This is a genomic window from Zhihengliuella alba (assembly GCF_039538765.1).
Taxonomy (GTDB): domain Bacteria; phylum Actinomycetota; class Actinomycetes; order Actinomycetales; family Micrococcaceae; genus Zhihengliuella; species Zhihengliuella alba.
Genome location: NZ_BAABCJ010000005.1, coordinates 45400 through 66304 on the forward strand (window position 1 = coordinate 45400; position 20905 = coordinate 66304).

19 protein-coding genes are annotated in these 20905 nt (G+C 72.4%); 13 read left to right on the top strand and 6 right to left on the bottom strand.

The window, feature by feature from the left end; genetic code table 11:
* Positions 1-4 precede the first annotated feature (4 nt).
* The 9 genes from ABD784_RS09795 to ABD784_RS09835 all read left to right on the top strand — a co-directional run bounded on the left by ABD784_RS09795 (position 5) and on the right by ABD784_RS09835 (position 8368).
* Positions 5-601: a hypothetical protein gene (locus ABD784_RS09795; protein WP_344883682.1), complete on the top strand. Its 597-nt coding sequence runs from the start codon at positions 5-7 to the stop codon at positions 599-601.
* A 148-nt stretch (positions 602-749) separates the two neighbouring features.
* Positions 750-1037 carry a hypothetical protein gene (locus tag ABD784_RS09800; protein ID WP_344883684.1) on the top strand — a complete coding sequence of 96 codons (288 nt, stop codon included), beginning with the start codon at positions 750-752 and terminating at the stop codon, positions 1035-1037.
* A 94-nt stretch (positions 1038-1131) separates the two neighbouring features.
* Positions 1132-1548 (top strand): DUF1761 domain-containing protein, encoded by a 417-nt coding sequence (locus tag ABD784_RS09805; RefSeq protein ID WP_344883687.1) that lies wholly within the window; start codon positions 1132-1134, stop codon positions 1546-1548.
* A 108-nt stretch (positions 1549-1656) separates the two neighbouring features.
* Positions 1657-2493: a MerR family transcriptional regulator gene (locus ABD784_RS09810; protein WP_344883690.1), complete on the top strand. Its 837-nt coding sequence runs from the start codon at positions 1657-1659 to the stop codon at positions 2491-2493.
* A 177-nt stretch (positions 2494-2670) separates the two neighbouring features.
* Positions 2671-3717: an ABC transporter substrate-binding protein gene (locus ABD784_RS09815; RefSeq protein ID WP_344883693.1), complete on the top strand. Its 1047-nt coding sequence runs from the start codon at positions 2671-2673 to the stop codon at positions 3715-3717.
* A gap of 157 nt (positions 3718-3874) precedes the next feature.
* Positions 3875-4912: a FecCD family ABC transporter permease gene (locus ABD784_RS09820; protein ID WP_344884611.1), complete on the top strand. Its 1038-nt coding sequence runs from the start codon at positions 3875-3877 to the stop codon at positions 4910-4912.
* Entirely contained in the window at positions 4909-5712 is an 804-nt protein-coding gene (locus ABD784_RS09825) for an ABC transporter ATP-binding protein (RefSeq protein WP_344883696.1), read from the top strand. Before ABD784_RS09820 ends, ABD784_RS09825 begins: the two co-directional genes overlap by 4 nt.
* 191 nt (positions 5713-5903) lie before the next feature.
* A complete protein-coding gene (argE, locus tag ABD784_RS09830) occupies positions 5904-7070 on the top strand; it encodes an acetylornithine deacetylase (protein WP_344883699.1) in 1167 nt (388 codons plus the stop codon).
* An 11-nt stretch (positions 7071-7081) separates the two neighbouring features.
* Positions 7082-8368 carry an MFS transporter gene (locus ABD784_RS09835; protein ID WP_344883702.1) on the top strand — a complete coding sequence of 429 codons (1287 nt, stop codon included), beginning with the start codon at positions 7082-7084 and terminating at the stop codon, positions 8366-8368.
* Between the two features lie 122 nt (positions 8369-8490).
* Here the strand turns inward: ABD784_RS09835 and ABD784_RS09840 are convergent, their stop codons facing one another.
* The 3 genes from ABD784_RS09840 to ABD784_RS09850 form a co-directional block, all read right to left on the bottom strand.
* Complete coding sequence (locus ABD784_RS09840; protein ID WP_344883705.1) at positions 8491-9345, bottom strand: HAD family hydrolase; 855 nt, start codon at positions 9343-9345, stop codon at positions 8491-8493.
* 133 nt (positions 9346-9478) lie between these two features.
* Positions 9479-11014: an APC family permease gene (locus ABD784_RS09845; RefSeq protein WP_344883708.1), complete on the bottom strand. Its 1536-nt coding sequence runs from the start codon at positions 11012-11014 to the stop codon at positions 9479-9481.
* The gene (locus tag ABD784_RS09850; protein ID WP_344883711.1) at positions 11011-11886 is read right to left on the bottom strand and encodes a universal stress protein; all 876 of its coding nucleotides are present in this window, start codon (positions 11884-11886) and stop codon (positions 11011-11013) included. Before ABD784_RS09850 ends, ABD784_RS09845 begins: the two co-directional genes overlap by 4 nt.
* 213 nt (positions 11887-12099) lie before the next feature.
* Between ABD784_RS09850 and ABD784_RS09855 the strand changes: the two genes are divergently transcribed.
* Positions 12100-13737 carry a PucR family transcriptional regulator gene (locus ABD784_RS09855; RefSeq protein WP_344883714.1) on the top strand — a complete coding sequence of 546 codons (1638 nt, stop codon included), beginning with the start codon at positions 12100-12102 and terminating at the stop codon, positions 13735-13737.
* A gap of 50 nt (positions 13738-13787) precedes the next feature.
* On the opposite strand, the gene serS is transcribed toward ABD784_RS09855, so the two are convergent.
* Entirely contained in the window at positions 13788-15074 is a 1287-nt protein-coding gene (serS, locus tag ABD784_RS09860) for a serine--tRNA ligase (protein WP_344883717.1), read from the bottom strand.
* Positions 15075-15129: 55 nt separating this feature from the next.
* Here serS and ABD784_RS09865 point away from each other — a divergent pair, with 55 nt between their 5' ends.
* Positions 15130-16179 (top strand): diacylglycerol/lipid kinase family protein, encoded by a 1050-nt coding sequence (locus ABD784_RS09865; RefSeq protein ID WP_344883721.1) that lies wholly within the window; start codon positions 15130-15132, stop codon positions 16177-16179.
* A gap of 16 nt (positions 16180-16195) precedes the next feature.
* Here ABD784_RS09865 and pheA read toward each other — a convergent pair whose 3' ends face one another.
* Both pheA and ABD784_RS09875 read right to left on the bottom strand, forming a co-directional pair.
* The gene (gene pheA / locus ABD784_RS09870; protein ID WP_344883724.1) at positions 16196-17143 is read right to left on the bottom strand and encodes a prephenate dehydratase; all 948 of its coding nucleotides are present in this window, start codon (positions 17141-17143) and stop codon (positions 16196-16198) included.
* Complete coding sequence (locus tag ABD784_RS09875) at positions 17140-17466, bottom strand: rhodanese-like domain-containing protein (RefSeq protein WP_344883726.1); 327 nt, start codon at positions 17464-17466, stop codon at positions 17140-17142. The genes pheA and ABD784_RS09875 overlap by 4 nt, the downstream gene beginning before the upstream one ends.
* A gap of 101 nt (positions 17467-17567) precedes the next feature.
* On the opposite strand from ABD784_RS09875, the gene ABD784_RS09880 reads away from it, so the two are divergent.
* Positions 17568-19130: an amidase gene (locus ABD784_RS09880; RefSeq protein WP_344883728.1), complete on the top strand. Its 1563-nt coding sequence runs from the start codon at positions 17568-17570 to the stop codon at positions 19128-19130.
* A 146-nt stretch (positions 19131-19276) separates the two neighbouring features.
* Positions 19277-20746: a peptide MFS transporter gene (locus ABD784_RS09885; RefSeq protein WP_344883730.1), complete on the top strand. Its 1470-nt coding sequence runs from the start codon at positions 19277-19279 to the stop codon at positions 20744-20746.
* The last annotated feature ends 159 nt before the right edge of the window (positions 20747-20905 follow it).

Sequence of the window (20905 nt, forward strand, 5' to 3'; positions counted from 1 at the left end):
CCGCATGTACGTGGTGACCATCAACCAGCGGGACACGCGCGCGGCCGGGGACCGCGTGGACGATCTGGTCCGCGCCCTCGGCGACCTGCCGACGGCGTTCGCGTTCCGCCGCTCGGTGGCCGACGAGACCATCGGCATCCTGACCGACCCGGCCGCCGTGGTCGCCGCGGCCCTCGTCGCGCTGCGGGAGCGCCGCTGGAACGTCGGCATCGGCGTCGGCTCCCTCCACGAGCCGCTGCCCGAGGCGCTGGACGACGTGCGCGGGTCGGCGATCGTCCACGCCCGGCGCGCCGTCACCGCTGCGCAGCGGACCGGCGAGCGCGTGCCCCTGGTGGTCTCCGGGCCGGAGGCCGACCTCGCCGCCGAGGCCGAGGCCGTCCTGCGTCTGCTGGGGCACATCGTGGCCCGGCGCACCGCCGCCGAGTGGGCCGTCGTGGACCTCCTGGTCCCCGGGGTGCGCGGCCAGCACAAGGAGATCGGCGTGGCCCTCGGGATCACCAGCCAGGCCGTCTCCAAGGCGGTCCTGCGCGCCCAGGCCAAGGAGGAGTGGGCCGCCCGGCCCGCCGCCGCTCGACTGCTGGGCCTGCTGCACGCCTCCTGACGCGGCCGTCTACCGTCTGCTGTCCGCGGGCTGCGGCCAGGCTCAAGAAAAGGTGCGGAAACCGCGTCACGATCCGCGCTCCGGACGCTCTTAAGGGGTGACGCAGCAACCGCCGGCCCCGCCCCGGGGCGCCACCGCAGGAGACCGCATGCCAGCACCCGCCCGCCATCTGGCCACCGCCGCACCCAGCACGGGACCGTCCAGCCCCGCCCGTCCCGCCTCCACCGGCACAGCGTCCTCGGGGACGGCGTCCTCGGGCAGTGGGCGCTCCGCGACCCGGCGCAGGGGCGGTGGCGCCCGGTCGCAGTCCCCGTCCCAGTGCGGCCTCGTCGCGCGGCGGATGGTTGCGATCGGCGTCGGCGTCGTGGCGATGGGCGCGTTGCTGGCGGTCGGAGCGCTCTCGGCCGTGGGAGCACTGCTGGCCACCGCCCTCTGAGGACCCCGGAAACCCTGTCCCACTGGGGACGACCGTGCCTACACTGACGGCACCGGCGCCCTCGCGGCGCGCAGCCGACCGCTAGGAGTTCCCCATGGTTCCCGACATCAATATCTGGGCCGTCCTCGTCGCCACCGTGGCATCGATGCTGGTGGGCATGGCCTGGTACGCCCCCCAGACGTTCGGCGGCGTCTGGATGCGCCTGGCGCGCGTGCCCTCCGAGCAGGGCGGGAGCATCGCTGGACCGCTGATCGTCAGCGCCATCGCCACGTTCATCACCGCCTGGGTCCTGGCCGGCTCCGCCTTCATCGCCCAGGAGTTCTACGGCGGCTCCTTCCTGGCCAACACGCTCATCACCGCAGTGATCCTGTGGGCGGGGTTCACGCTCGCCCGTTTCTTCACGCACGACGCCTTCGAGAGCCGGCCGGCCGCCCTGACCCTGCTCAACTCCGCCCACGAGCTCGTGTCGGTGCTGGCGATGGGCCTGGTCATCGGGCTCTTCGGCGTCTGAGCCCTCCCGAACGCTGCCCCTTGACCTTGACGTTGCGTCAACTTCTACCGTGGTGACCACGCCGCCGGGGCACCCTGGCGGGAGGGACGGGACAGGAGGAGCGCGGACGTGACGAGCGTGCAGCACGGAGCCGACGACGCCGGGGCACCGGGCCGCGAGTGGTCCATCCAGGAGGTCGCCCGGTGCACCGGGACCACCAGCCGGACGCTGCGGCACTACGACGACGTCGGGCTCCTGCCTCCGTCGCGCGTCGGCTACAACGGCTACCGCTACTACGACGCCGACAGCCTCCTCCGCCTCCAGCGGATCCTGCTCCTGCGCGGCCTCGGCCTCGGCCTGCCGGCGATCCGGGAGGCCCTGGACGCGTCGGCGGCCGGGTCGGCGTCGTCCGCCCCGGGGCGGGCGGCGCAGGCCCGGGTGCTGGGCACGCACCTGGAGGTCCTGCGCGGCGAGCAGGAGCGGCTGGCGCGGCAGATCGCGTCGGTCGAGCGGACCATCACCACGTTGAAGGGAGGTGGCGATCTCATGGCGGACAGCATGTTCGACGGGTTCGACCACACGCAGTACAAGGAAGAAGTGACCGAGCGCTGGGGCGCCGACGCCTATCGGGCGGGGGACCGCTGGTGGCGCGGCCTGGGCGAGGAGGAGCGCGCCGCGTGGAAGGCGCGCGTGCGCGACCTCGGCGAGGACTGGGCCGCGGCGGCCGCGGCCGGCGAGAGTCCGACGTCGGAGCGCGCCCAAGCGCTCGCGGCCCGCCACGTGGAGTGGCTCGGCTCCATCCCGGGCACGCCCGGGGCCGGCGGGGAGCCGAACACCGGCTACATCGCCGGGCTCGGCGACCTGTACGTGGCGGACGAGCGCTTCGCGGCGAACTACGGGGGCGCCGAGGGCGCGGAGTTCGTGCGCGACGCCCTGCACGAGTGGGTGCGCCGGCACCAGTCCTGACGCCGCACCCCCGGAGGACCCGGTGGGGCGACCCCGGCCCGGAATCCAGGCCGGGGTTTCCCCACCGAGTCCATCAATATAGGCGTGAATGCTTTTCCGTAATGGACTTAGGTTGGGCTAAGCTCGGTCCTCGGCGCGGACGGTCCCGCGGCCAGAATCCGAGCCCCTGGAGCACTCATGAGGATCCGCACTCTCGCCTACGCCGCGCTGACGGCGACCCTGACCGCCGCCCTGGCCGGCTGCGGGGCATCCGAACCCGTCCCCGAGGAGCCGGCGGCGACGTCGACCGGCGGCGAGGGCGTCACGGAGTACCCGCTGACCCTCGACAACTGCGGCACCGAGGTCACGGTCGACGCCCCGCCGGAGCGCGTGGTGTCCCTGGACCAGAACTCCACCGAGATCCTGCTCTCCCTGGGGCTCGAGGACCGCGTGGTAGGCACGGCGTCCTGGACCGACCCGGTCCTGCCGGAGCTGGAGGCCGCCAACGAGGACGTGCCGCGCCTGGCCGACAACGCCCCCACCTACGAGGTGGCCCTCGGCGCCGACCCCGACTTCATCACGGCCTCCTTCGGACGCCACCTCAACGAGAGCGGCGTCGCGACGCGCGACCGGTTCGCCGAGACGGGCATCGAGACCTACCTGTCCCCCACCGACTGCGAGGGCGACGTCTCCATCAACGGCGGCGGTACCCGGACGCACCTGCTGGACATCGAGTCGCTGTACACGGAGATCCGCGAGCTCGCGGCCGTGTTCGACGTCCCGTCCCGCGGCGACGCGCTGATCGCCGACCTGGAGGAGCGCACCGCGGAGGCGCTCGACGGCGTCGACGCCGAGGGCGCGACCGTCGCCTTCTGGTTCGCCGACACCCGCACGCCGTACATGGCCGGCGGCTACGGCTCGGCGGCCATGCTCGCCGACATGTCCGGGATGGAGAACGTCTTCGCGGGGACCGCCGACGACTGGCCGGCCACCGGCTGGGAGGCCGTCGTCGAGAAGAACCCGGACGTCCTGGTCCTCGGCGACCTGCAGCGGGCGCGCTTCCCGGGCGACAAGCTCGAGGAGAAGATCGAGTTCCTCGAGTCGGACCCACTGACCAGCACCATGGACGCCGTGAAGAACAAGCGGTACATCGCCCTGCACGGGGCGGAGATGAACCCGTCCATCCGCTCCGTCGACGGTCTGGAGAAGATCGGGGAGTTCTGGAAGGAGCAGGACGCTGGCTGACACCGTCGTGACCGTCGGGGACGGCACCACCGCGGCCGCCGGGGCCCCCGGCGCGGCACAGGAGCGCGCGGCACAGGGCAGCGCGGCACCCGCCGGCGCGGGCGCGCTCGCCACCGCCGCGGGCTCTTCCGCCGGGGCCGCTGCCGCCGCCCGGGCCCTGCGCACGCGGCGGCGGCTGCGCACCGCCCTGCTTGCCTCGGTCTTCTCCCTCGGTGGTCTGACCCTCCTGGTGCTCTCGGTCGGCGTGGCGATCACGCTGGGCCCGGCCGACGTCTCGCTCGTCAACGTCCGCGACGTGGTCCTGAACCACGTGGCGCAGGCGCAGATCCCCGTCCGCGTCTCCGAGGACGCCATCGTGTGGCAGGAGCGCCTGCCGCGCGCCCTCGTCGCCGCGGCCTGCGGCGCCGGCCTGGGCCTGTGCGGGGCGATCATGCAGTCGCTGCTGCGCAACCCGCTGGCGGACCCCTACGTCCTCGGCGTCTCCTCCGGCGCCTCGACGGGCGCCGTCGCGACCGGCGTGCTGGGCCTCGGCGGGGCGGCCCTCGGCCTCTCCGGCGGCGCGTTCATCGGCGCCCTCGTGGCCTTCGCCCTGGTGCTCGCCCTGTCCCGGATGGCCGGCGGCGGCAACGATCGCGTGGTCCTCGCCGGCGTCGCCAGCACTCAGCTGTTCTCGGCGCTGACCTCGCTGGTGGTCTTCGCCTTCGCCGACTCGGACGAGACCCGCGGCGTCATGTTCTGGCTGCTCGGCTCGCTGGAGGGCGTCCGCTGGAACGACGTCGGCCTCTGCCTCGCCGTCGTCGCCGCCGGCACGCTCATCTGCCTGCGCTACGCGTTCGCGCTCGACGCGTTCGCGTTCGGTGACGAGGTGGCCTCCTCCCTGGGCCTGAACGTGCGCCGGGTCCGCCTGCTCCTGCTGCTCCTCACGGCGCTGATGACGGCGACGCTCGTCAGCGTCGCCGGCGCCATCGGGTTCGTCGGTCTCGTGCTGCCGCACGCCGCCCGGCTCCTCTTCGGCTCCCGGCACACCCGGATCGTGCCCGCGACCGCCGTCATGGGCGCCGTCTTCATGATCTGGGTGGACGCCGGCTCGCGCGTCGCGTTCGCCCCCACCCCGCTGCCGGTCGGCGTGGGCACCGCGCTGATCGGCGTCCCCGTGTTCATCGCCCTGCTGGCCCGGCGCCGGAGGACCGCATGAGCCTGCACGCCGAGAATGTCAGCTGGGAACGCGAGGGCGCGTTGATCGTCGACGGCGTCACCCTCCGCCCCGAACCCGGGGCGACCGTCGGCCTGCTCGGCCCCAACGGGTCCGGCAAGTCCTCCCTCCTGCGCCTCATGCAGGGCGTCACCAGGCCCTCCGCCGGTGCGATCGAGCTGGACGGCGAGCCCCTCTCCGCGATCCCGCGCCGCGCCATCGCGCGCACGGTCGCGGTGGTCAGCCAGCACGCGCAGACCGACATGGACATCCTCGTCGAGGACGTCGTGCGCCTCGGCCGCATCCCCCACCGCGGCACGTGGGGCGGCGACCCGGACGCCGACCGCGCCGCCGTCCTGCGCGCCCTCGAGCAGACCGGCCTGAGCGACAAGGCCGACCGGCTCTGGCACACGCTCTCCGGCGGCGAGCGGCAGCGGGCGCAGATCGCCCGCGCGCTGGCGCAGGAGCCGCGCGAGCTCCTGCTCGACGAACCGACCAACCACCTGGACATCCGGCACCAGCTGGAGCTGCTCACGCTCGTCACCCGGCTGCCGATGACCACGGTCGTCGCGATGCACGACCTCAACCTCGCCGCGATGTTCTGCGATCACCTGGTGGTCCTCCACGGCGGATCGGTCGTCGCCGGCGGCACGCCGCGGGAGGTGCTCACGCCCGAGCTGATCCGCGAGGTCTACGAGGTCGAGGCGGACGTGGTGTACGACGACGCCCGCGGCCGCGTGGTCATCTCCTTCGAGCCCGCCGTGCTCGCGAGCCGCTGCCCGCTGCCCGCCCTGCGGGGGTAGCCGTCGGCGGGACTCGCGACGAGGGACGCGGAGGGGCCGGGACGCCGCGCGCCGCCGCGGGGTGATGCGTGGACCACGTTGTTACGTCCGGCATCCGGACGCTCTGGGTCCACTGATTGAGACGTGTCAAAATGGTGCGCCTGCGCCCAGCACGTCCATCCGCACCCGTGACCATCCGAAGGAGTCGCAGCGTGAAGCACACCCCAGACAGCCTGGCCGAGATCGAGCGGCTGATCCGGTTCGACACCACCAGCCGGGACTCCAACCTCCCGCTCATCGACCACGTCGCCGGCCGGCTGAGGTCCGTCGGCGTGGAGCCGACCCTGGTCCGCAACGCCGAGGGCACCAAGGCGAACCTCCTGGCCACCTTCCCCGCCGCCGATGGCTCGACGCGGGGCGGCACGGTCGTCTCCGCGCACACCGACGTCGTCCCCGTGGACGGCCAGGACTGGTCCAGCGACCCGTTCGCCCCCGAGGTCCGCGACGGCCGCCTCTACGCCCGCGGCAGCGCCGACATGAAGTCCTTCCTGGGCGTCGCGGTCGCGAGGATCGGTGCCATGGCCGCCCAGCCGCTCGCGGAGCCGATCCACCTGGCGCTCTCCTACGACGAGGAGGTCGGCTGCATCGGCGCCGTCTCCCTGGTCGACGCGATCGTCGACGCCGGACTGGAGCCCACCGGCTGCGTGGTCGGGGAGCCGACGAGCATGCGGATGATCCGCGGGCACAAGTCCGTCAACGTGCTGCAGGCGCACTTCCGCGGCGTCGCCGCGCACTCGTCCCTGCCCACCGAGGGCGTCAACGCGATCGCGCACGCCGCCGAGTTCGTGCGGTTCGTCCACGCCGTCGCCGCCGAGTTCGCCCAGGACGGCCCGTTCGACGACGGCTACCTGGTCCCGTACACCACCACCACGGCCAATCGGATCGACGGCGGCATCGCCGTGAACACCATCCCGGCCGACTGCACGGTGACGTTCGAGTTCCGCTCGATCGCCGCCGTCGACCAGGAGGAGCTCATCGGACGCTTCCGCGCCGAGGCCGAGCGGATCGGCGCCCTCATGCGCGAGCAGGACAGCGCGGCCGGCACCGACTTCACGATCGTCTCCACCGCGCCGGGCCTCGAGACGCCCGGCGACGCCGCGATCGTCTCCCGCGTCGTGGAGTGGGGCGCCGACGAGAGCGCCGGCAAGGTCACCTACGGGACGGAGGCGGGCCTCTTCTCCCGCGCCGGCATCCCCACCGTGGTCTACGGCCCCGGCGACATCGCCCAGGCCCACGCCCCGGACGAGTTCATCGAGTTGGAGCAGATCGCCCGCTGCGAGTCCTTCTTCGACCGGCTCATCGAAGCCCACCGCGCCTGAGGAATGGAGCCATGACCACCACCGCACCCCTGGACGTCACGCCCGAGCGGCTCAGGACCGCCAAGAAGGCCGTCATCAGCAGCTCCATCGGCGCTGCCCTCGAATGGTTCGACTTCACGGTCTACGCCGCATTCGCCGTCGTCATCGCCGCGAACTTCTTCCCCTCCGAGGGCGAGGGCGCCCACGTCATCGGGCTGATGCAGACGTTCGCGGCGTTCGCCCTGTCCTATCTCATCCGCCCGATCGGCGCGATGATCCTGGGCAGCTACGCGGACCGCAAGGGCCGCCGCAACGCCCTGACGCTGACCATGCTGCTCATGATGGTGGCGACCCTGATCATGGCGCTGGCGCCCACCTACGACCAGGTGGGCGTGTGGGCCGCGGCCGCGATCCTGCTCTCGCGCCTGGTGCAGGGCTTCTCCGCCGGCGGCGAGTTCGGCACCGCCACGACGTTCCTGATCGAGTCGGCGCCGCACCGCAAGGCGTTCTACGCCTCCTGGCAGATCGCGGCGCAGGGTGCCTCGCTGCTGCTCTCCTCCGCGTTCGGGTACGCCCTGTACACGTGGATGTCGGAGGAGGACCTGTACGCGTGGGGCTGGCGCATCCCGTTCTTCTTCGGCCTGCTCGTGGGCCCCGTGGGGCTCTACATCCGGGCCCGGATGAGCGAGACCGAGGAGTTCGTGAACACGGTCCGGGAGAAGACCCCGCTGAGGGCCGTGCTGACGCGGCACCCCGGCCGCACGCTGGCCGGCATCGGGGTCATCGGCGTTGCGACGATCTCCGTCTACATGATCTTCTACATGCCGACGTTCGCGATCGAGCACCTCGACGTCCCGGCCACGGCCGGCTACCTGGGCGGGCTCGTCGCCGGCATCGTGATGCTGGTCGGGTCGCCATTCGTCGGCGCGCTGGCCGATCGGGTCGGTGCGGGGCGCGTGATGACCGTCGCCGCCGTGGCCGCGCTCGTCCTGGCGTGGCCGCTGTTCGCGTTCCTCGTGGCGTTCCCGGGCGTGGGGACCCTGGTGGCCGTGATCGTGGTCCTCGGGATCGTCATGACGTTCTACTTCGCCCCGCTGCCCGCGCTGCTCTCCGCCCTCTTCCCGGCGGCGATCCGCGGCTCGGGCCTATCGGTCTCCTACAACGTCGGCGTCACCCTGTTCGGCGGCATCGCGCCGCTGGTCCTCACGTGGCTGCTGGACGCGACCGGCGTCCTGGAGACCCCGGGCTACTACTACCTGGTCATCGCCGTGGTCTCGCTGGTGGGCCTGCACTTCGTGCGGACCCGCTACCGCGACTGAGGCGCCGACGCGACGCGTCCGCAACGGCGCGCCCGCGACAGCACGTCCACCACGGCACAGGGCCGGCCGGCCCCCGGAGAGGGGATCGACCGGCCCTGCGCTGTCAGCGGGTCCGAGCGGGCTCAGGCGGCCCGGACGGACTCCGTGAGGATGTCCCGCAGGACGTCGGCGAGGCCGTCCTCCTCGACCGGGGCCGTCACCTCGTCGGCGACGTCCTTGACCTCGTCGGGCGCCTGGCCCATCGCGACGCCGCGGGCGGCCCAGCCCAGCATCTCGATGTCGTTGCGGCCGTCGCCGGCGGCGACCGTGACGCTCGGGTCGACGTCGAGCATGATCCGCAGCTCCTCGAGCGCGGTGGCCTTGCTGACGCCCTGCGCGGCGATGTCCAGCCACGCGGTCCAGCCCACCGAGTAGGTGACGCCGTCCAGGCCGATGCTGCGGACCGCCTTGCCGAACTCCTCCGCGGTGGAGTCCGTGGAGAAGACCACCAGACGGGTGGCCGTGGACTCCATCATGTCCTCGAAGTCCACGCCTCTAGCCTCGACGCCGAAGCTGGCGTCCTGGAACCGCTCAGTGGAGAGGAACTGCCCCTCGTCGTCCTCCAGCGCGAACTTCGCCGTCGGCAGCGACTGGCGCAGCGCCTTGAGGGCGGGGGCGGGGTCGAAGGTCTTGCGGTCGATGACCTCGTACGCGTCCGGCAGCGAGGTGTCGATCCGCAGCGTCACGCCGCCGTTGGAGCAGACCGCGTAGCCCTCCTCGATGCCGAGGAGCTCCACGATCGGCAGCGTCGCGCCGAGCGAGCGCCCGGTGGAGACCACCACGGTGTGCCCGGCCTCGACGACGGCGCGTGCGGCCTCGCGGACGGCCTCGCTCATGTGCCCCTCGTGGTCGACCAGGGTGCCGTCCACGTCGAGGCAGATCATCTTCTTTCCGTTCATGTTCCGGTCTTCGGTGCCGGTAGCCAGTGTTTCAATCATCTCCATAGTGAAGCACTTTCCGGCCCCCCGCGCGATGAGCCACGGCACTCCGCGGGCGCGCGCGGACCGCTCTTCACCGGGGATTCATCCGCTCGACGCCGCCCCGCCGGCCGGCAGTCGGCGCACGGCCGGATCAGCGCGGCTCGGCCGCCGTCGTCAGCGTCTCGCCGCGGAAGAAGGCCGGCCGGCGGATGTACTGGACCACCATGATGACCACGCCGATGCCCAGCACCGCCATGCCGAGCACGAACACCAGGCCGAGGCCGAAGAGGCTGGAGCCCGAACCGTACGCGGGGTCCATGCTGTCGATGATCGTGGTGAAGAACAGGATCAGGAGGATGACGCCACCGATGCCGGGGCAGAGCAGCTGGAACACGAAGTTCCGCACGGAGGCCGTGAAGGTCCGGCGGAAGTACCAGACGCTCGCGAAGGCGGTGATCCCGTAGTACAGGCAGATCATCATGCCCAGCGCCGTGATGGTGTCCCAGAGGACGTTCTCCGAAACGAAGCGCATCACCGCGTAGAACGCCGAGGCGACCACGGCGGAGACGATCGTCGCGTAGCCGGGGGTGAAGAACCGGGGGCTGATGCGGGCGAACTTCGGCGAGATGGCGCCGTAGTGGCCCATGGCCAGGAGGGTGCGTGCCGGGGAGACGAACGTGGACTGCAGCGAGGCCGCCGAGCTGGAGAGCACGGCCAGGGAGACCAGCCAGGCGAACGGTCCCAGGACCAGGTGCGAGAGGTGGAAGAAGACGTTCTCCTGGATCTGCTCGTTCCCGAGGCCGTACTCGCCGGTGCCGACGCCGGCGAAGGCGATCAGCGCCACCGAGAGCAGCAGGTACAGGCCCACGATGATCAGGACGGTCAGGGTCGCGGCCTTGCCGGGCGTGGACGCGGAGCCCTTCGTCTCCTCGTTCATGGTCAGGGTGACGTCCCAGCCCCAGAAGATGAAGATCGAGAGGGAGAGGCCGGCCGCCACGGCGGAGAAGGACTCGACGGCGAACGGGTTGAACCACTCCCACGCGATCGGCGTGGCGTCGAACGCGCTGCCGTCCGCGACGTGCTGGAGCGCGGCGACCGCGAAGACCACCAGGACAGCGATCTGGAAGCCGACCAGCAGGTACTGGACCCGCTGCGTGGTCTGCATGTCGCGGTAGGAGATGGCGGTGGCGGCCGCCATGAACGCCAGGCAGGTCGCGACGTTGATGACCGGGTTGCTGGTCAGGTCCGCGATGCCGGCGTCGCCGGTGATCTGGGCGATCAGCAGGTACAGGAAGTCCACGGCCACGCCGGCGAGGTTGGAGAGGACCAGGATGGTCGCGGCGATGAGGCCCCAGCCGCCCAGCCAGCCGATCCACGGGCCGAAGGCGCGCGTCGCCCACGTGAAGGAGGTGCCGCTGTCCGGCATGGAGCGGTTGAGCTCCCGGTAGCCGAACGCGACGAGCAGCATCGGGATGAAGCCCACCAGGATGATGGCCGGGACCTGCAGCCCCACGGCGGAGGCCGTCGGGCCGATCGCGGCCGTGAACGTGTAGGCCGGGGCGATGCAGGAGATGCCGATGACGATGGCGCCGATGAGGCCCACCGATCCCGCGCTCAGGCCCTTCTTGCTCAGGCCGCCGCTCTCCTCCGCCCGTGCGGCGTCGGCCTGCTGCGTTTCGGTGCTCATGCTGTGGTTTCCTCGTCGTCGAAGGTCAGTTCGGTCTCCCGCGGGACGATCACCAGCGGGACGGGCAGGGCGCGCAGCATCTTGCCGGCCGTGCTGCCGAGGAAGATGCGGCCCCGGGAGGCCAGGCGGGACGAGCCGACGACCACGATGTCGCCCGGCTGCCACTCGGCACGGCGGACGGCGTCCTCGATGCCGCGGCCGGTGGCGACGGCGACGTCCTCCACCGCGACGTGCGGCGAGGCCGCCTGGATGGAGGAGCGGACGCGCTCGGCGTGCTCGGCGGCCGCGGCGGCGGCCTCCGGGCCGCGGGGGTCCCTGGCGTCCAGCGACACGAGCGACAGGACGCGCAGGTCGGTGCCGGTCCGGGCGGCGGCCGCGGCGGCCGCCCGCATGACCTCCTCCGCGCCCGGGCGGAGTCCGACGGCGGCCGTCACGCGGGTGAGCGCCTCGCCGGCGGCGTCGACGCCGACGTCGATCCCGGCGGACGGGGCCACGGCCACGGGGACGCGGGACGCGTGCAGGAGGGAGTTCGCGACGCTCCCGGTGCGCTCGCGCCCGCCCACGACGATCAGCGTGGTGCCGAGCCGGCGACTGGCGGCGAGGAGCCCCCCGGCGGCCGAGTCGGCGTGCTCCAGGTGGGTGCGGACCACGACGTCGTCCGGCACCGTGCCCGCCGCCTCGCCGAGCCACGACTCGGCGGCGGTGCGGACGTGTTGCGTGTAGCCGGCGTCGCGGGGGACCAGGGCGCCCCGCTCCGACGTGAGCACCATGACCAGCTCGAGCGTCGCGTCGAGCGCCCGGGCCAGCCGGACGCCGAGTCGCACGGCGTCGCCTCCGCCCGCGGTATGGGTGTAGCCCACCAGGATCTTCATGGAGCCGCCTGTCCTCTTCCTCGTTCGCACCCGGACGGGCGGATGCCCGGCCCGGGGGGTCTGTGCATGGCCCCTGCCGGCACCCGGTGATCGGGCGCACCGCGCGGGGCACAGGGACGAGCGTAGAGTTGTGCGGAACACACCGGCTCTGCCAATGTGTCGAAATGAACGACTGACTATTTACAGAATGGCCTGACCCCGGACGGAGCCATCGTGACCGCGACCCTGCGCAGCCTCCTGGCGGATCCCGACCTGGGACTCCGCCCCCTCGCCGTCCCGGAGGACGGCGGATGCCTCGACACGCCGCTGACCTGGGTCGCGGGAAGCGATCTGGCGGATCCGACCCCCTTCCTCGGCGCCGGCAACGCCGTCCTCACCACCGGCGCCCAGTTCAGCGACCCGTCCGGCGACGCCTCGCCGGCCCGGTTCGCGGACTACACGGCGCGGCTGCGGGACGGCGGGATCGTGGGACTCGGCTTCGGGACCGGCGTCCTGCGCCCGGACGTGCCCGCCGAGCTCGTGGCCGCCTGCCGCGCCGCGGACCTGCCGCTGTTCGAGGTCCCGTACCGCATCCCCTTCCTGGCCGTGATCCGCCGTGTCGCGGACAGCGTCGCGGCGGACCGGCACGCCCGCGAGAGCTGGGCCCTCGGCGCCCAGCGCGCCATCTCCTTCGCCTCGCTCCGGGCCGACGGCGTGGAGGCGAGCCTCGCCGAGCTCGCCCGTCAACTGGACCGCTGGGTGGCCCTCCACGACGCGGACGGTCGCCGGACCCACCTGGTCGGCCCCGGGTCGGAGCGGGCGGAGGACCCCCGCGTTCTCGAGCCCCTCGCGGACGAGGTCTCCCGCCTGCTGGGGCGCGGGCAGCGCTCGGGCTCCACGGTGGCCTGCGACGGCGACGCCCTCGAGTTCCAGACCATCGGCCGCCGCGGCGAGCTCCGCGGCGTGCTGGTCATCGGCGCCGAGCGGGGCGGCCACCCGGCCGGCGGCACCCGTCGGGGCGAGGAGGCGGGCGCCCGAGACGACGGCGGGGCGCGCGAGGGCGGGGACGGCGACGGGGGAAGCGGGGCCCTGGACCAGGCGGCCCGGTCCGTCGTGGCCAGCGTCATCGCCCTCGTGGGTCTGGCACTGGAGCAGAACCGGGCGCTCAACCGCTCACGCGCCGCCCTGCGCACCGGCCTCATGACGGCCCTGCTGGCCGGCGACCTCGCCCTGGTGCGCGACATCGCCCAGCGGATGGGCTCGCCGCTGCCCGCCGAGCCCGTCCGGGTCCTGTACTTCCGGGCACCGGAGACCCCTCCGGACCGCCTCCACGGCTGGCTGGAGGATGCGATCGCCGACGCCCCCGGCCGGCTGTTCGGAGCCTCGCATCGGGACGGCGTCGTGCTGGTGGCAGCCGAGGCGCAGACGCGCCAGGCCCTGCGGGCCGCGCGCCGCAGCTCCACTCCCCACACAGGCGTCTCCGACCCCGCCGCCTACGCCGATCTGCCGTCCGCCCTGCGGCAGGCCGAGCAGGCGCGGGACCACGCGGAGCTGGTCGGCGCACCCAGTGCGGCCATCGCCGATGTCTCCGAGAACGGCATGATGGGGCTGCTGCCCGAGCAGCGGGCCCGGGAGGTCGCCCGGCGACTCCTGGCCCCGCTGTCCCGCCACGAGGACGGCGATCTGCTGGAGGAGGCGCTGCGCAGCTGGCTGGAGCACAACGGGCAGTGGGACCCGGCCGCCCGCGGGCTCGGGATCCACCGGCACACGCTGAAGGCGCGCATCGGCCGGGCCGAGCGCCTCCTGAGCCTGGACCTCTCCACGTTCGCCGGCCGGGCGGAGGTGTGGCTGGCGCTCCAGGCCGCCGGGTAGTACCTGCCGACTCGCCGCCGGACGGCGGAATCGGTGCCGGCGGACGGGCCCTAGAGGACCGGCAGGACCTCGAGGCCGCCGAGGTACGGGCGCAGGGCCGCGGGGACCGTCACGGAGCCGTCGGCGTTCTGGTGCTGCTCGAGGATCGCCACGATCCAGCGGGTGGTGGCCAACGTGCCGTTGAGCGTGGCGACGGCGCGGGTGCGCCCGGGCTTGCCGTCGGCGTCGACCTGGCGCTCGCGGATGTTCAGCCGGCGTGCCTGGAACGTGGTGCAGTTCGAGGTGGAGGTCAGCTCGCGGTACTTGCCCTGCGTGGGAACCCAGGCCTCGCAGTCGAACTTGCGGGCGGCGCTCATGCCCAGGTCGCCGGCGGCCGTGTCGATCACGCGGTAGGGCAGCTCCACCCGCGCGAGCATCTGCTCCTCCCAGGCCAGCATGCGGGCATGCTCGGCCTCGGCGTTCTCGACGGACGTGTAGACGAACATCTCCAGTTTGTTGAACTGGTGGACGCGGATGATGCCGCGGGTGTCCTTGCCGGCCGATCCGGCCTCGCGCCGGTAGCAGGAGGACCAGCCCGCGTAGCGCAGGGGGCTCTCGGCGAGGTCCAGGATCTCGTCCGCGTGGTAGCCGGCGAGCGCGACCTCGGACGTGCCGGTCAGGTACAGGTCGTCGCGCTCGAGCCGGTAGATCTCGTCGTCGTGCGCGACGTCGAATCCCGTGCCCTGCATGGTCTCCGGCCGGACCAGCGTGGGGGTGATCATGGGCGTGAACCCGTTCTCCAGCGCCAGGTCGAGCGCCATGTTCATCAGGGCGATCTCGAGCCGGGCGCCGACGCCCTTGAGGAAGTAGAAACGGGAGCCGGAGACCTTGGCGCCGCGCTCCATGTCGATCGCGCCGATCAGCTCGCCGATCTCCAGGTGGTCGCGCGGCTCGAAGCCGTCGGCGGAGAAGTCGCGCGGCTCGCCGACGTGCTTGAGGACCGTGAAGTCGTCCTCGCCGCCGGCCGGGACGCCGTCGGCGATGAGGTTGGGGAAGGACCGCTGGAGCCCGGTCAGTTCCTCCTGGGCCGCGTCCGCGGCGGCCTCCGCGGCCTTGACCCGCGCCGCGAGGTCCTTCACCTCGGCCAAGAGCGCCTGCTTCTCCTCGCCCTTGGCCTGCGCCACCCGCTTGCCGAACGCCTTCTGCTCGGCGCGCAGGGACTCGAATTCGGCGATCGACTCCCGCCGGGACGCGTCCGCGGCCACGATCCGGTCCACCAGGGACTCGTCCGCCCCGCGGGCGCGCTGCGAGGCACGGAAGAGGTCGGGATTCTCTGCGAGTTCTTTAACGTCGATCACGCGTACAGCCTAGCGAATCGGCGCAGTTCCGAGGCGCCGCCTATAGGCTGAGCCCATGCCGCTCGAAACGCTCGTCATCCTGCTCGCGGCCCTCGCCGTGATCGTCGCCGTGGGCGCCCTCCTCTACACCCGCTCCGTCAGCCGGCGCGTCTCCACCATCGAGGAGACCCCGGACGAACCCGAGGCCCCGCGCGGGGCCCAGCGCATCGCCGTCGTCATGAACCCGTCCAAGAACAACGCGGCCGCCGCCAGGCAGCGGATCACCGAGGTCTGCGCCAAGGCCAACCTCGCCGCGCCCGTGTTCTTCGAGACCACGCCGGAGGACCCCGGCTACGAGATGACGCGGCAGGCCCTCGAGGGCGACTTCGACACGATCGTGGCCGCGGGCGGGGACGGCACGGTCCGCGTGGTGGTCGAGGTCATGACGGGGCACGATCGGACGATGTCCGTCCTCCCGCTGGGCACCGGCAACCTGCTGGCCCGCAATCTGGACATCGACGTGGACAATGACGACGCCGCCCTGGCGCAGGCCCTGTTCGGGACGGTGCGCCGGGTGGACTCGGCGCGGGTCCGCCTGACGCGCGCCGACGGGACGGTCGAGGAGAAGATCTTCGCCGTCATCTCCGGCGTCGGGTTCGACGCCGAGATGATCGAGGCGACCGACGACGAGCTCAAGGCGCGCCTCGGCGCCGTGGCCTACGCGGAGGCCGGCTTCCGGCAGATGGCCGGGCACCGCAAGACCGTGCGCATGCGGATCGACGACGGCGAGGAGACCGTGGTGAAGACCCGCTCCGTGATGGTCGCCAACTGCGGCAAGCTCCAGGGCGGCCTGGTCCTGGCGCCGGACGCCGTGATCGACGACGGGCTGCTGGATGTGGTGGTCATGAGCCCGCGCTCCATCATCGGCTGGGGCTGGATCGCCATGCGCGGCATGGTGAAGAACCGTTCCAAGCGCAAGGACCCGATCATCCACTACTTCCAGGGCCGCAAGGTGACCCTGCGCGGCGACGAGGCGATCGCCGCGCAGCTGGACGGCGACACCGACGGCGAGGTCGTCCAGATGGACGTCGAGGTCCTGCCGAAGGCGCTCGAGGTCCGCTGCTGAATCGCGCCGCCCCGCCTCAGGCGTGGCGGGCGCGCAGCTCCTCGATCCACCGGGCCGCGGCGGCGAACGCCGCGTCGGTGTTGTGCCGCTCCACGGACGGCCGGTCCACGGCCACCGTCTCCTCGCCGGGCAGCCCGGCGGCCGGGTAGGAGCCCAGGAACCGCAGGTCCGGGCTGATCCGGTGCAGGCCGGCCAGCGCGTCGGCCATCCGGGCCTCGTCCACGTGGCCGTGCGCGTCGACCGAGAAGAAGTAGTTGCCCAGCCCCTTGCCGGTGGGCCGGGACTCGATCCGGGAGAGGTTCACGCTGCGGGCGGCGAACTGCTCCAGGATGCCCATGAGCGCTCCCGGGTGGTCCTCGGGCAGCGGGATGACCACGGTGGTCTTGTCCGCACCGGTCGCCGCGGGCAGGGAGCCCGGCCGGCGCACCAGCACGAACCGGGTCACGGCGTCCGCGTTGTCCTCGATCCCGCGGCGGAGGACCGTCAGCGGGTTCTGCTCGGCCACCAGCGGGGAGCAGATGGCGGCGTCGACGTCGTTCTCCTCCAGCAGGAGCATGGCGCCCGCAGCGGTGGACGAGGACAGCATGAATTCCGCCTGCGGCATGTTCTCCTCGGCCCACCCGCGGCACTGCGCCCACGCGTGGCCGTGGGTGGCGACCGTCCGGATGCGGGACGGGTCGTCGATCCCGTCGCGGACCACCAGGTCGAAGGAGATCGGCACCAGGGCCTCGGCCACGATCTGCAAGGAGTGGCCGGTCGCGATCGCGTCGAGCGTCGCGGAGACGCCGCCCTCCACGGAGTTCTCGATCGGCACCATCGCCGCGTCGGCCGCACCGGAGCGGACCCGCTCCAAGGCGCTGTTCACGCTGCTTGCGGGGACCCGCTCGGCGTCCGCGGCCCCGGGGACCTGCAGGAGTGCGGACTCGGTGAACGTCCCGGCGGGGCCGAGGTAGGTGTAGATCATCGGATGACGGGGTCCTCGCCGGTCTCGCTCTTCAGCGGCAGGCCGGCCTCCAGCCACGCGCCGGAGCCGCCGGCGACGTTGAAGGCGGTGTAGCCGTTCACCGTGAGGTACTGGGCCACCTGCGCCGAGCGTCCGCCGGTCCGGCAGATGACGTAGGTGTCCTCGTCCGGGTCCAGCTCGTCGAGCCGCTCCGGGATCTCGTTCATGGGGATGTGCACGGCGCCGGCAGCGTGGCCGGCCTCCCACTCGTAGTCCTCGCGCACATCCAGGACCTTGGCGCCCTCGGGGATCTGGGTCGGCTGGACGGTCTCGAACTCGCTCATTCTGCGCTCCTCAGCGTTCGCTTCCACCGGTTCGACGGTGCCCCCCAGCCTATAGTGGGGAGCGATTGGCCGGCACACCACGGCACAGATCGGGGAGCCAGATGACAGAGGATCCGACGCCCGCCGGGACCGACGGCGTCACCGCACTCGGCCTGCGCGAGCTGCGGGAGGCGCTGCGCTCCGGGGCCGTGTCCGCCCGCGAGACCGCCGCGGCGTTCCTGGCCCGGGTCGCCGGGCGGAACCAGCGCATCGGCGCCTTCACCCGCGTCACCGAGGACGCCGCCCTGCAGGAGGCGGCCGCCCTGGACGAGCGCTGGGCCGCCGCCCGGCGAGCCGAGGCGGGGCCGGGTCTCGCACCGCTCCACGGGGTGCCCGCGGCCTGGAAGGACCTCTGGGACGTCGCCGGCGTCCCCACGACCTACGGCACCGCGGCGCTCGCGCCGCAGACCGCCGCGGGCGACCACCCCGTCGTCGCCCAGCTGCGCGCCGCGGGCACCGTCAGCCTCGGCAAGACGCAGATCCCGGAGTTCGGCCTGAACTCCTACTCGGAGAACCTGGTGGCCCCGCCGGCGCGCAACCCGCTGGACCCGGCGCTCTCCGCGGGCGGGTCCAGCGGCGGCAGCGCCGCGGCCGTCGCGGACCGGATGCTCCCGGCGGTGATCGGGAACGACGGCGGCGGGTCCGTCCGGATCCCGGCCGCGGCGTGCGGCCTGGTGGGCCTGAAGCCCGGCTTCAACACCGTCCCGGCGGACCGCTCGGCCCTCGCGGCGAGCGATCCCGACGCCGCGGCCCGGGACGGCGAGCTGTACGTGGACGGCTACGGCGCCCCGCGCCTGGTGGTGTCCGGCCCGATCGCCCGGGACGCCGGCGACGCCGGTGCCCTCATGGACGCCCTCATGGGCACCGCGGTCGGCGGGGTCGCCGGCGCGAGGGGCGGCACGGGGAACGGGACGCGCCGCCTCGGCGACGGGCCGGCCGCCGCCGGGCCGTTCGAGCGCGCGGCGCTGGGGCTGGAGCCGGGCCTCGAGCGCCCGCTGCGGATCGGCGTCAGCCTGGCCAGCCCCTTCGAGTCCGTCTACCCGATCGGGCTCTCGGCACCGGCGCGGGACGCCCTCGAGGCGGGCATCCGCGCCCTCGAGGCAGCAGGCCACGGTGTCGAGGAGGCCCGGCTGCGCTACGACCCGCGCTACCCCGAGGCCTTCCACAGTGTCTGGACGTCGCGGCTCGCCGATCTGCCCCTGGCCGAGGGCGCCGAGCACGACCTGACCGGACTGACCTACCAGTTCCGCCGACGCGCCCTCGAGCGCACGGAGGAGAGCAAACGTGCAGCCTCGGGCATACTCCTCGAGATCGCGCGGGACCTGCGCGGCCAGTGGGGGCGGTACGACGCGGTGCTCACCCCCGCCATGGCGCAGACGCCGCGACCGGTCGGCTACTTCACCGGCCCCGATCCCCGCCACGCGGACGGCGATCTGGACTACCGACTGCAGTGCCAGTACACGCCTTACACCTCGATGGTGAACGTTTCCCAACTGCCCGCTGGAGTCGTCCCGACCATCACGACTCCGGAAGGCCTCTCCATGGGCGTGCACCTGATCGGCCGGGCCGGAGCGGAGGCGCAGTTGCTGGCCCTGATGGGCCGGATCGAGCGGGAACTCGCCTGACGCAACGCCGCAGGTCGGGGCGCGGTCCGGCCCTGCGGGCGGTTTCCCACGAGGCAGTATGCGAGCTGCGGCATAGAGCCATCTCACAATGTGACACGGGTCATAAAAGTATGCGAATGGTTTATGTGTGGCGTTTCATAGGGTAAATGACCACTACACAGCCGTCGCCCGGCGAGGCGAACCAGCGCGTGGAGAAGACGTTCTTCGGGCATCCGAGCATGCTCTTCAACCTGTTCTCGGTTGAGCTCTGGGAGCGCTTCTCCTTCTACGGAATGCAGGCCATCCTGGCCTACTACATGTACTTCTCCGTGACCGAGGGCGGCCTCGGTCTCGATCAGGGCCTGGCCCTGAGCCTCGTCGGCGCCTACGGCGGCGGCGTCTACCTCAGCACGATCCTCACGGCGTGGATCGCCGACCGCCTGCTCGGCTCCGAGCGGGTCCTGTTCTACTCGGCCATCGTCGTCATGGCCGGCCACATCGCCCTCGCCGTCCTGCCCGGCGCCGTGGGTCTGGCCGTCGGCCTGGTGCTCGTCGCCGTCGGCTCGGGTGGCGTCAAGGCCGCCGCCGGGTCGCTCGTCGGCTCCCTCTACACCCGTGAGGACACGCGCCGCGACGCCGGCTTCTCGATCTTCTACATGGGCGTGAACATCGGCGCCCTCGTGGGCCCGCTGCTGACCGGCTTCCTGCAGACGCGGATCGGCTTCCACTGGGGCTTCGGCGCCGCGGCGGTCGGCATGGCGCTCGGCCTCGCCGTCTACATCTCCGGCCGCAAGAACCTGCCGGAGTCCTCCCACCATGTCGCGAACCCGCTGCCGCGCGAGAGCCGCCGCAAGTTCGCGCTGATCGCGCTGCTGGCCCTGGCCGTCGTCATGGTCGCGTTCGTCACCGGCCTGGTGAACCCCTCCAACCTCGCGAACACCATGGCCGTGGCCGCCATCATCGCCTCCGTCGTCTACTTCGTGGTCCTGCTGACCTCCAAGAAGGTCGAGGGCACGGAGCGCAAGCGCGTCACGGCCTTCATCCCGCTCTACATCGCGTCGGCGGCGTTCTTCGCGCTGTTCCAGCAGCAGTTCACCTTCATCGCCGTGTACTCCGAGGAGCGCCTGGACCGTCGCATCCTCGGCTGGGAGATGCCGGCCAGCTGGGTCCAGTCCATCAACCCGGTCTTCATCATCATCTTCGCCGTGGTCTTCGCGGCCTTCTGGACCAAGCTGGGCAACCGCCAGCCGTCCACGCCGCTGAAGTTCGGCATCGCCCTGGTGATCATCGGCCTCGCCTACCTGGTGTTCATCCCGCTCGAGTCCCTCGAGATGACCCCGCTGCTGGCCCTGGTGGGCATCCTGCTCCTGGTCACGTGGGCGGAGCTGTTCCTGAGCCCCATCGGCCTGTCGGTGGCCACCAAGCTGGCGCCGGTCGCGTTCACCACGCAGATGCTGGCCCTGTTCTACCTGTCGATCTCCCTGGGCACCACCCTCGCGGGCATCCTCGCCGGCTTCTACACCGAGGGCAACGAGATCCAGTACTTCATCGCGCTCGGCGGGACCTCGATCGTCCTGGGCGTCGCGCTCATGGCGGCGACCCCCGGCATCAAGAAGCTCATGGTGGGCGTGAAGTAGGCAGTCGCACCACGGCGCAACTCGCGCCGCACCGCACGACGGCGCCGGGCCGGTCCTACGGGATCGGCCCGGCGCCGTTGCGCTGCGCCGACGGTGTGGCCCCGACGGCCGCCGGCGGCGCGTAGCAGACCGACTTTAACCGTGGAGCCCTACTCGAGC

Coding starts and splice junctions, on each gene's coding strand:
- ABD784_RS09795 (WP_344883682.1), top strand. CDS start 5: ATGTACGTGGTGACCATCAACCAGCGGGACACGCGCGCGGCCGGGGAC.
- ABD784_RS09800 (WP_344883684.1), top strand. CDS start 750: ATGCCAGCACCCGCCCGCCATCTGGCCACCGCCGCACCCAGCACGGGA.
- ABD784_RS09805 (WP_344883687.1), top strand. CDS start 1,132: ATGGTTCCCGACATCAATATCTGGGCCGTCCTCGTCGCCACCGTGGCA.
- ABD784_RS09815 (WP_344883693.1), top strand. CDS start 2,671: ATGAGGATCCGCACTCTCGCCTACGCCGCGCTGACGGCGACCCTGACC.
- ABD784_RS09825 (WP_344883696.1), top strand. CDS start 4,909: ATGAGCCTGCACGCCGAGAATGTCAGCTGGGAACGCGAGGGCGCGTTG.
- ABD784_RS09835 (WP_344883702.1), top strand. CDS start 7,082: ATGACCACCACCGCACCCCTGGACGTCACGCCCGAGCGGCTCAGGACC.
- ABD784_RS09840 (WP_344883705.1), bottom strand. CDS start 9,345: ATGATTGAAACACTGGCTACCGGCACCGAAGACCGGAACATGAACGGA.
- ABD784_RS09845 (WP_344883708.1), bottom strand. CDS start 11,014: ATGAGCACCGAAACGCAGCAGGCCGACGCCGCACGGGCGGAGGAGAGC.
- ABD784_RS09850 (WP_344883711.1), bottom strand. CDS start 11,886: ATGAAGATCCTGGTGGGCTACACCCATACCGCGGGCGGAGGCGACGCC.
- ABD784_RS09865 (WP_344883721.1), top strand. CDS start 15,130: ATGCCGCTCGAAACGCTCGTCATCCTGCTCGCGGCCCTCGCCGTGATC.
- pheA (WP_344883724.1), bottom strand. CDS start 17,143: ATGATCTACACCTACCTCGGCCCCGCCGGGACGTTCACCGAGTCCGCA.
- ABD784_RS09875 (WP_344883726.1), bottom strand. CDS start 17,466: ATGAGCGAGTTCGAGACCGTCCAGCCGACCCAGATCCCCGAGGGCGCC.
- ABD784_RS09880 (WP_344883728.1), top strand. CDS start 17,568: ATGACAGAGGATCCGACGCCCGCCGGGACCGACGGCGTCACCGCACTC.
- ABD784_RS09885 (WP_344883730.1), top strand. CDS start 19,277: ATGACCACTACACAGCCGTCGCCCGGCGAGGCGAACCAGCGCGTGGAG.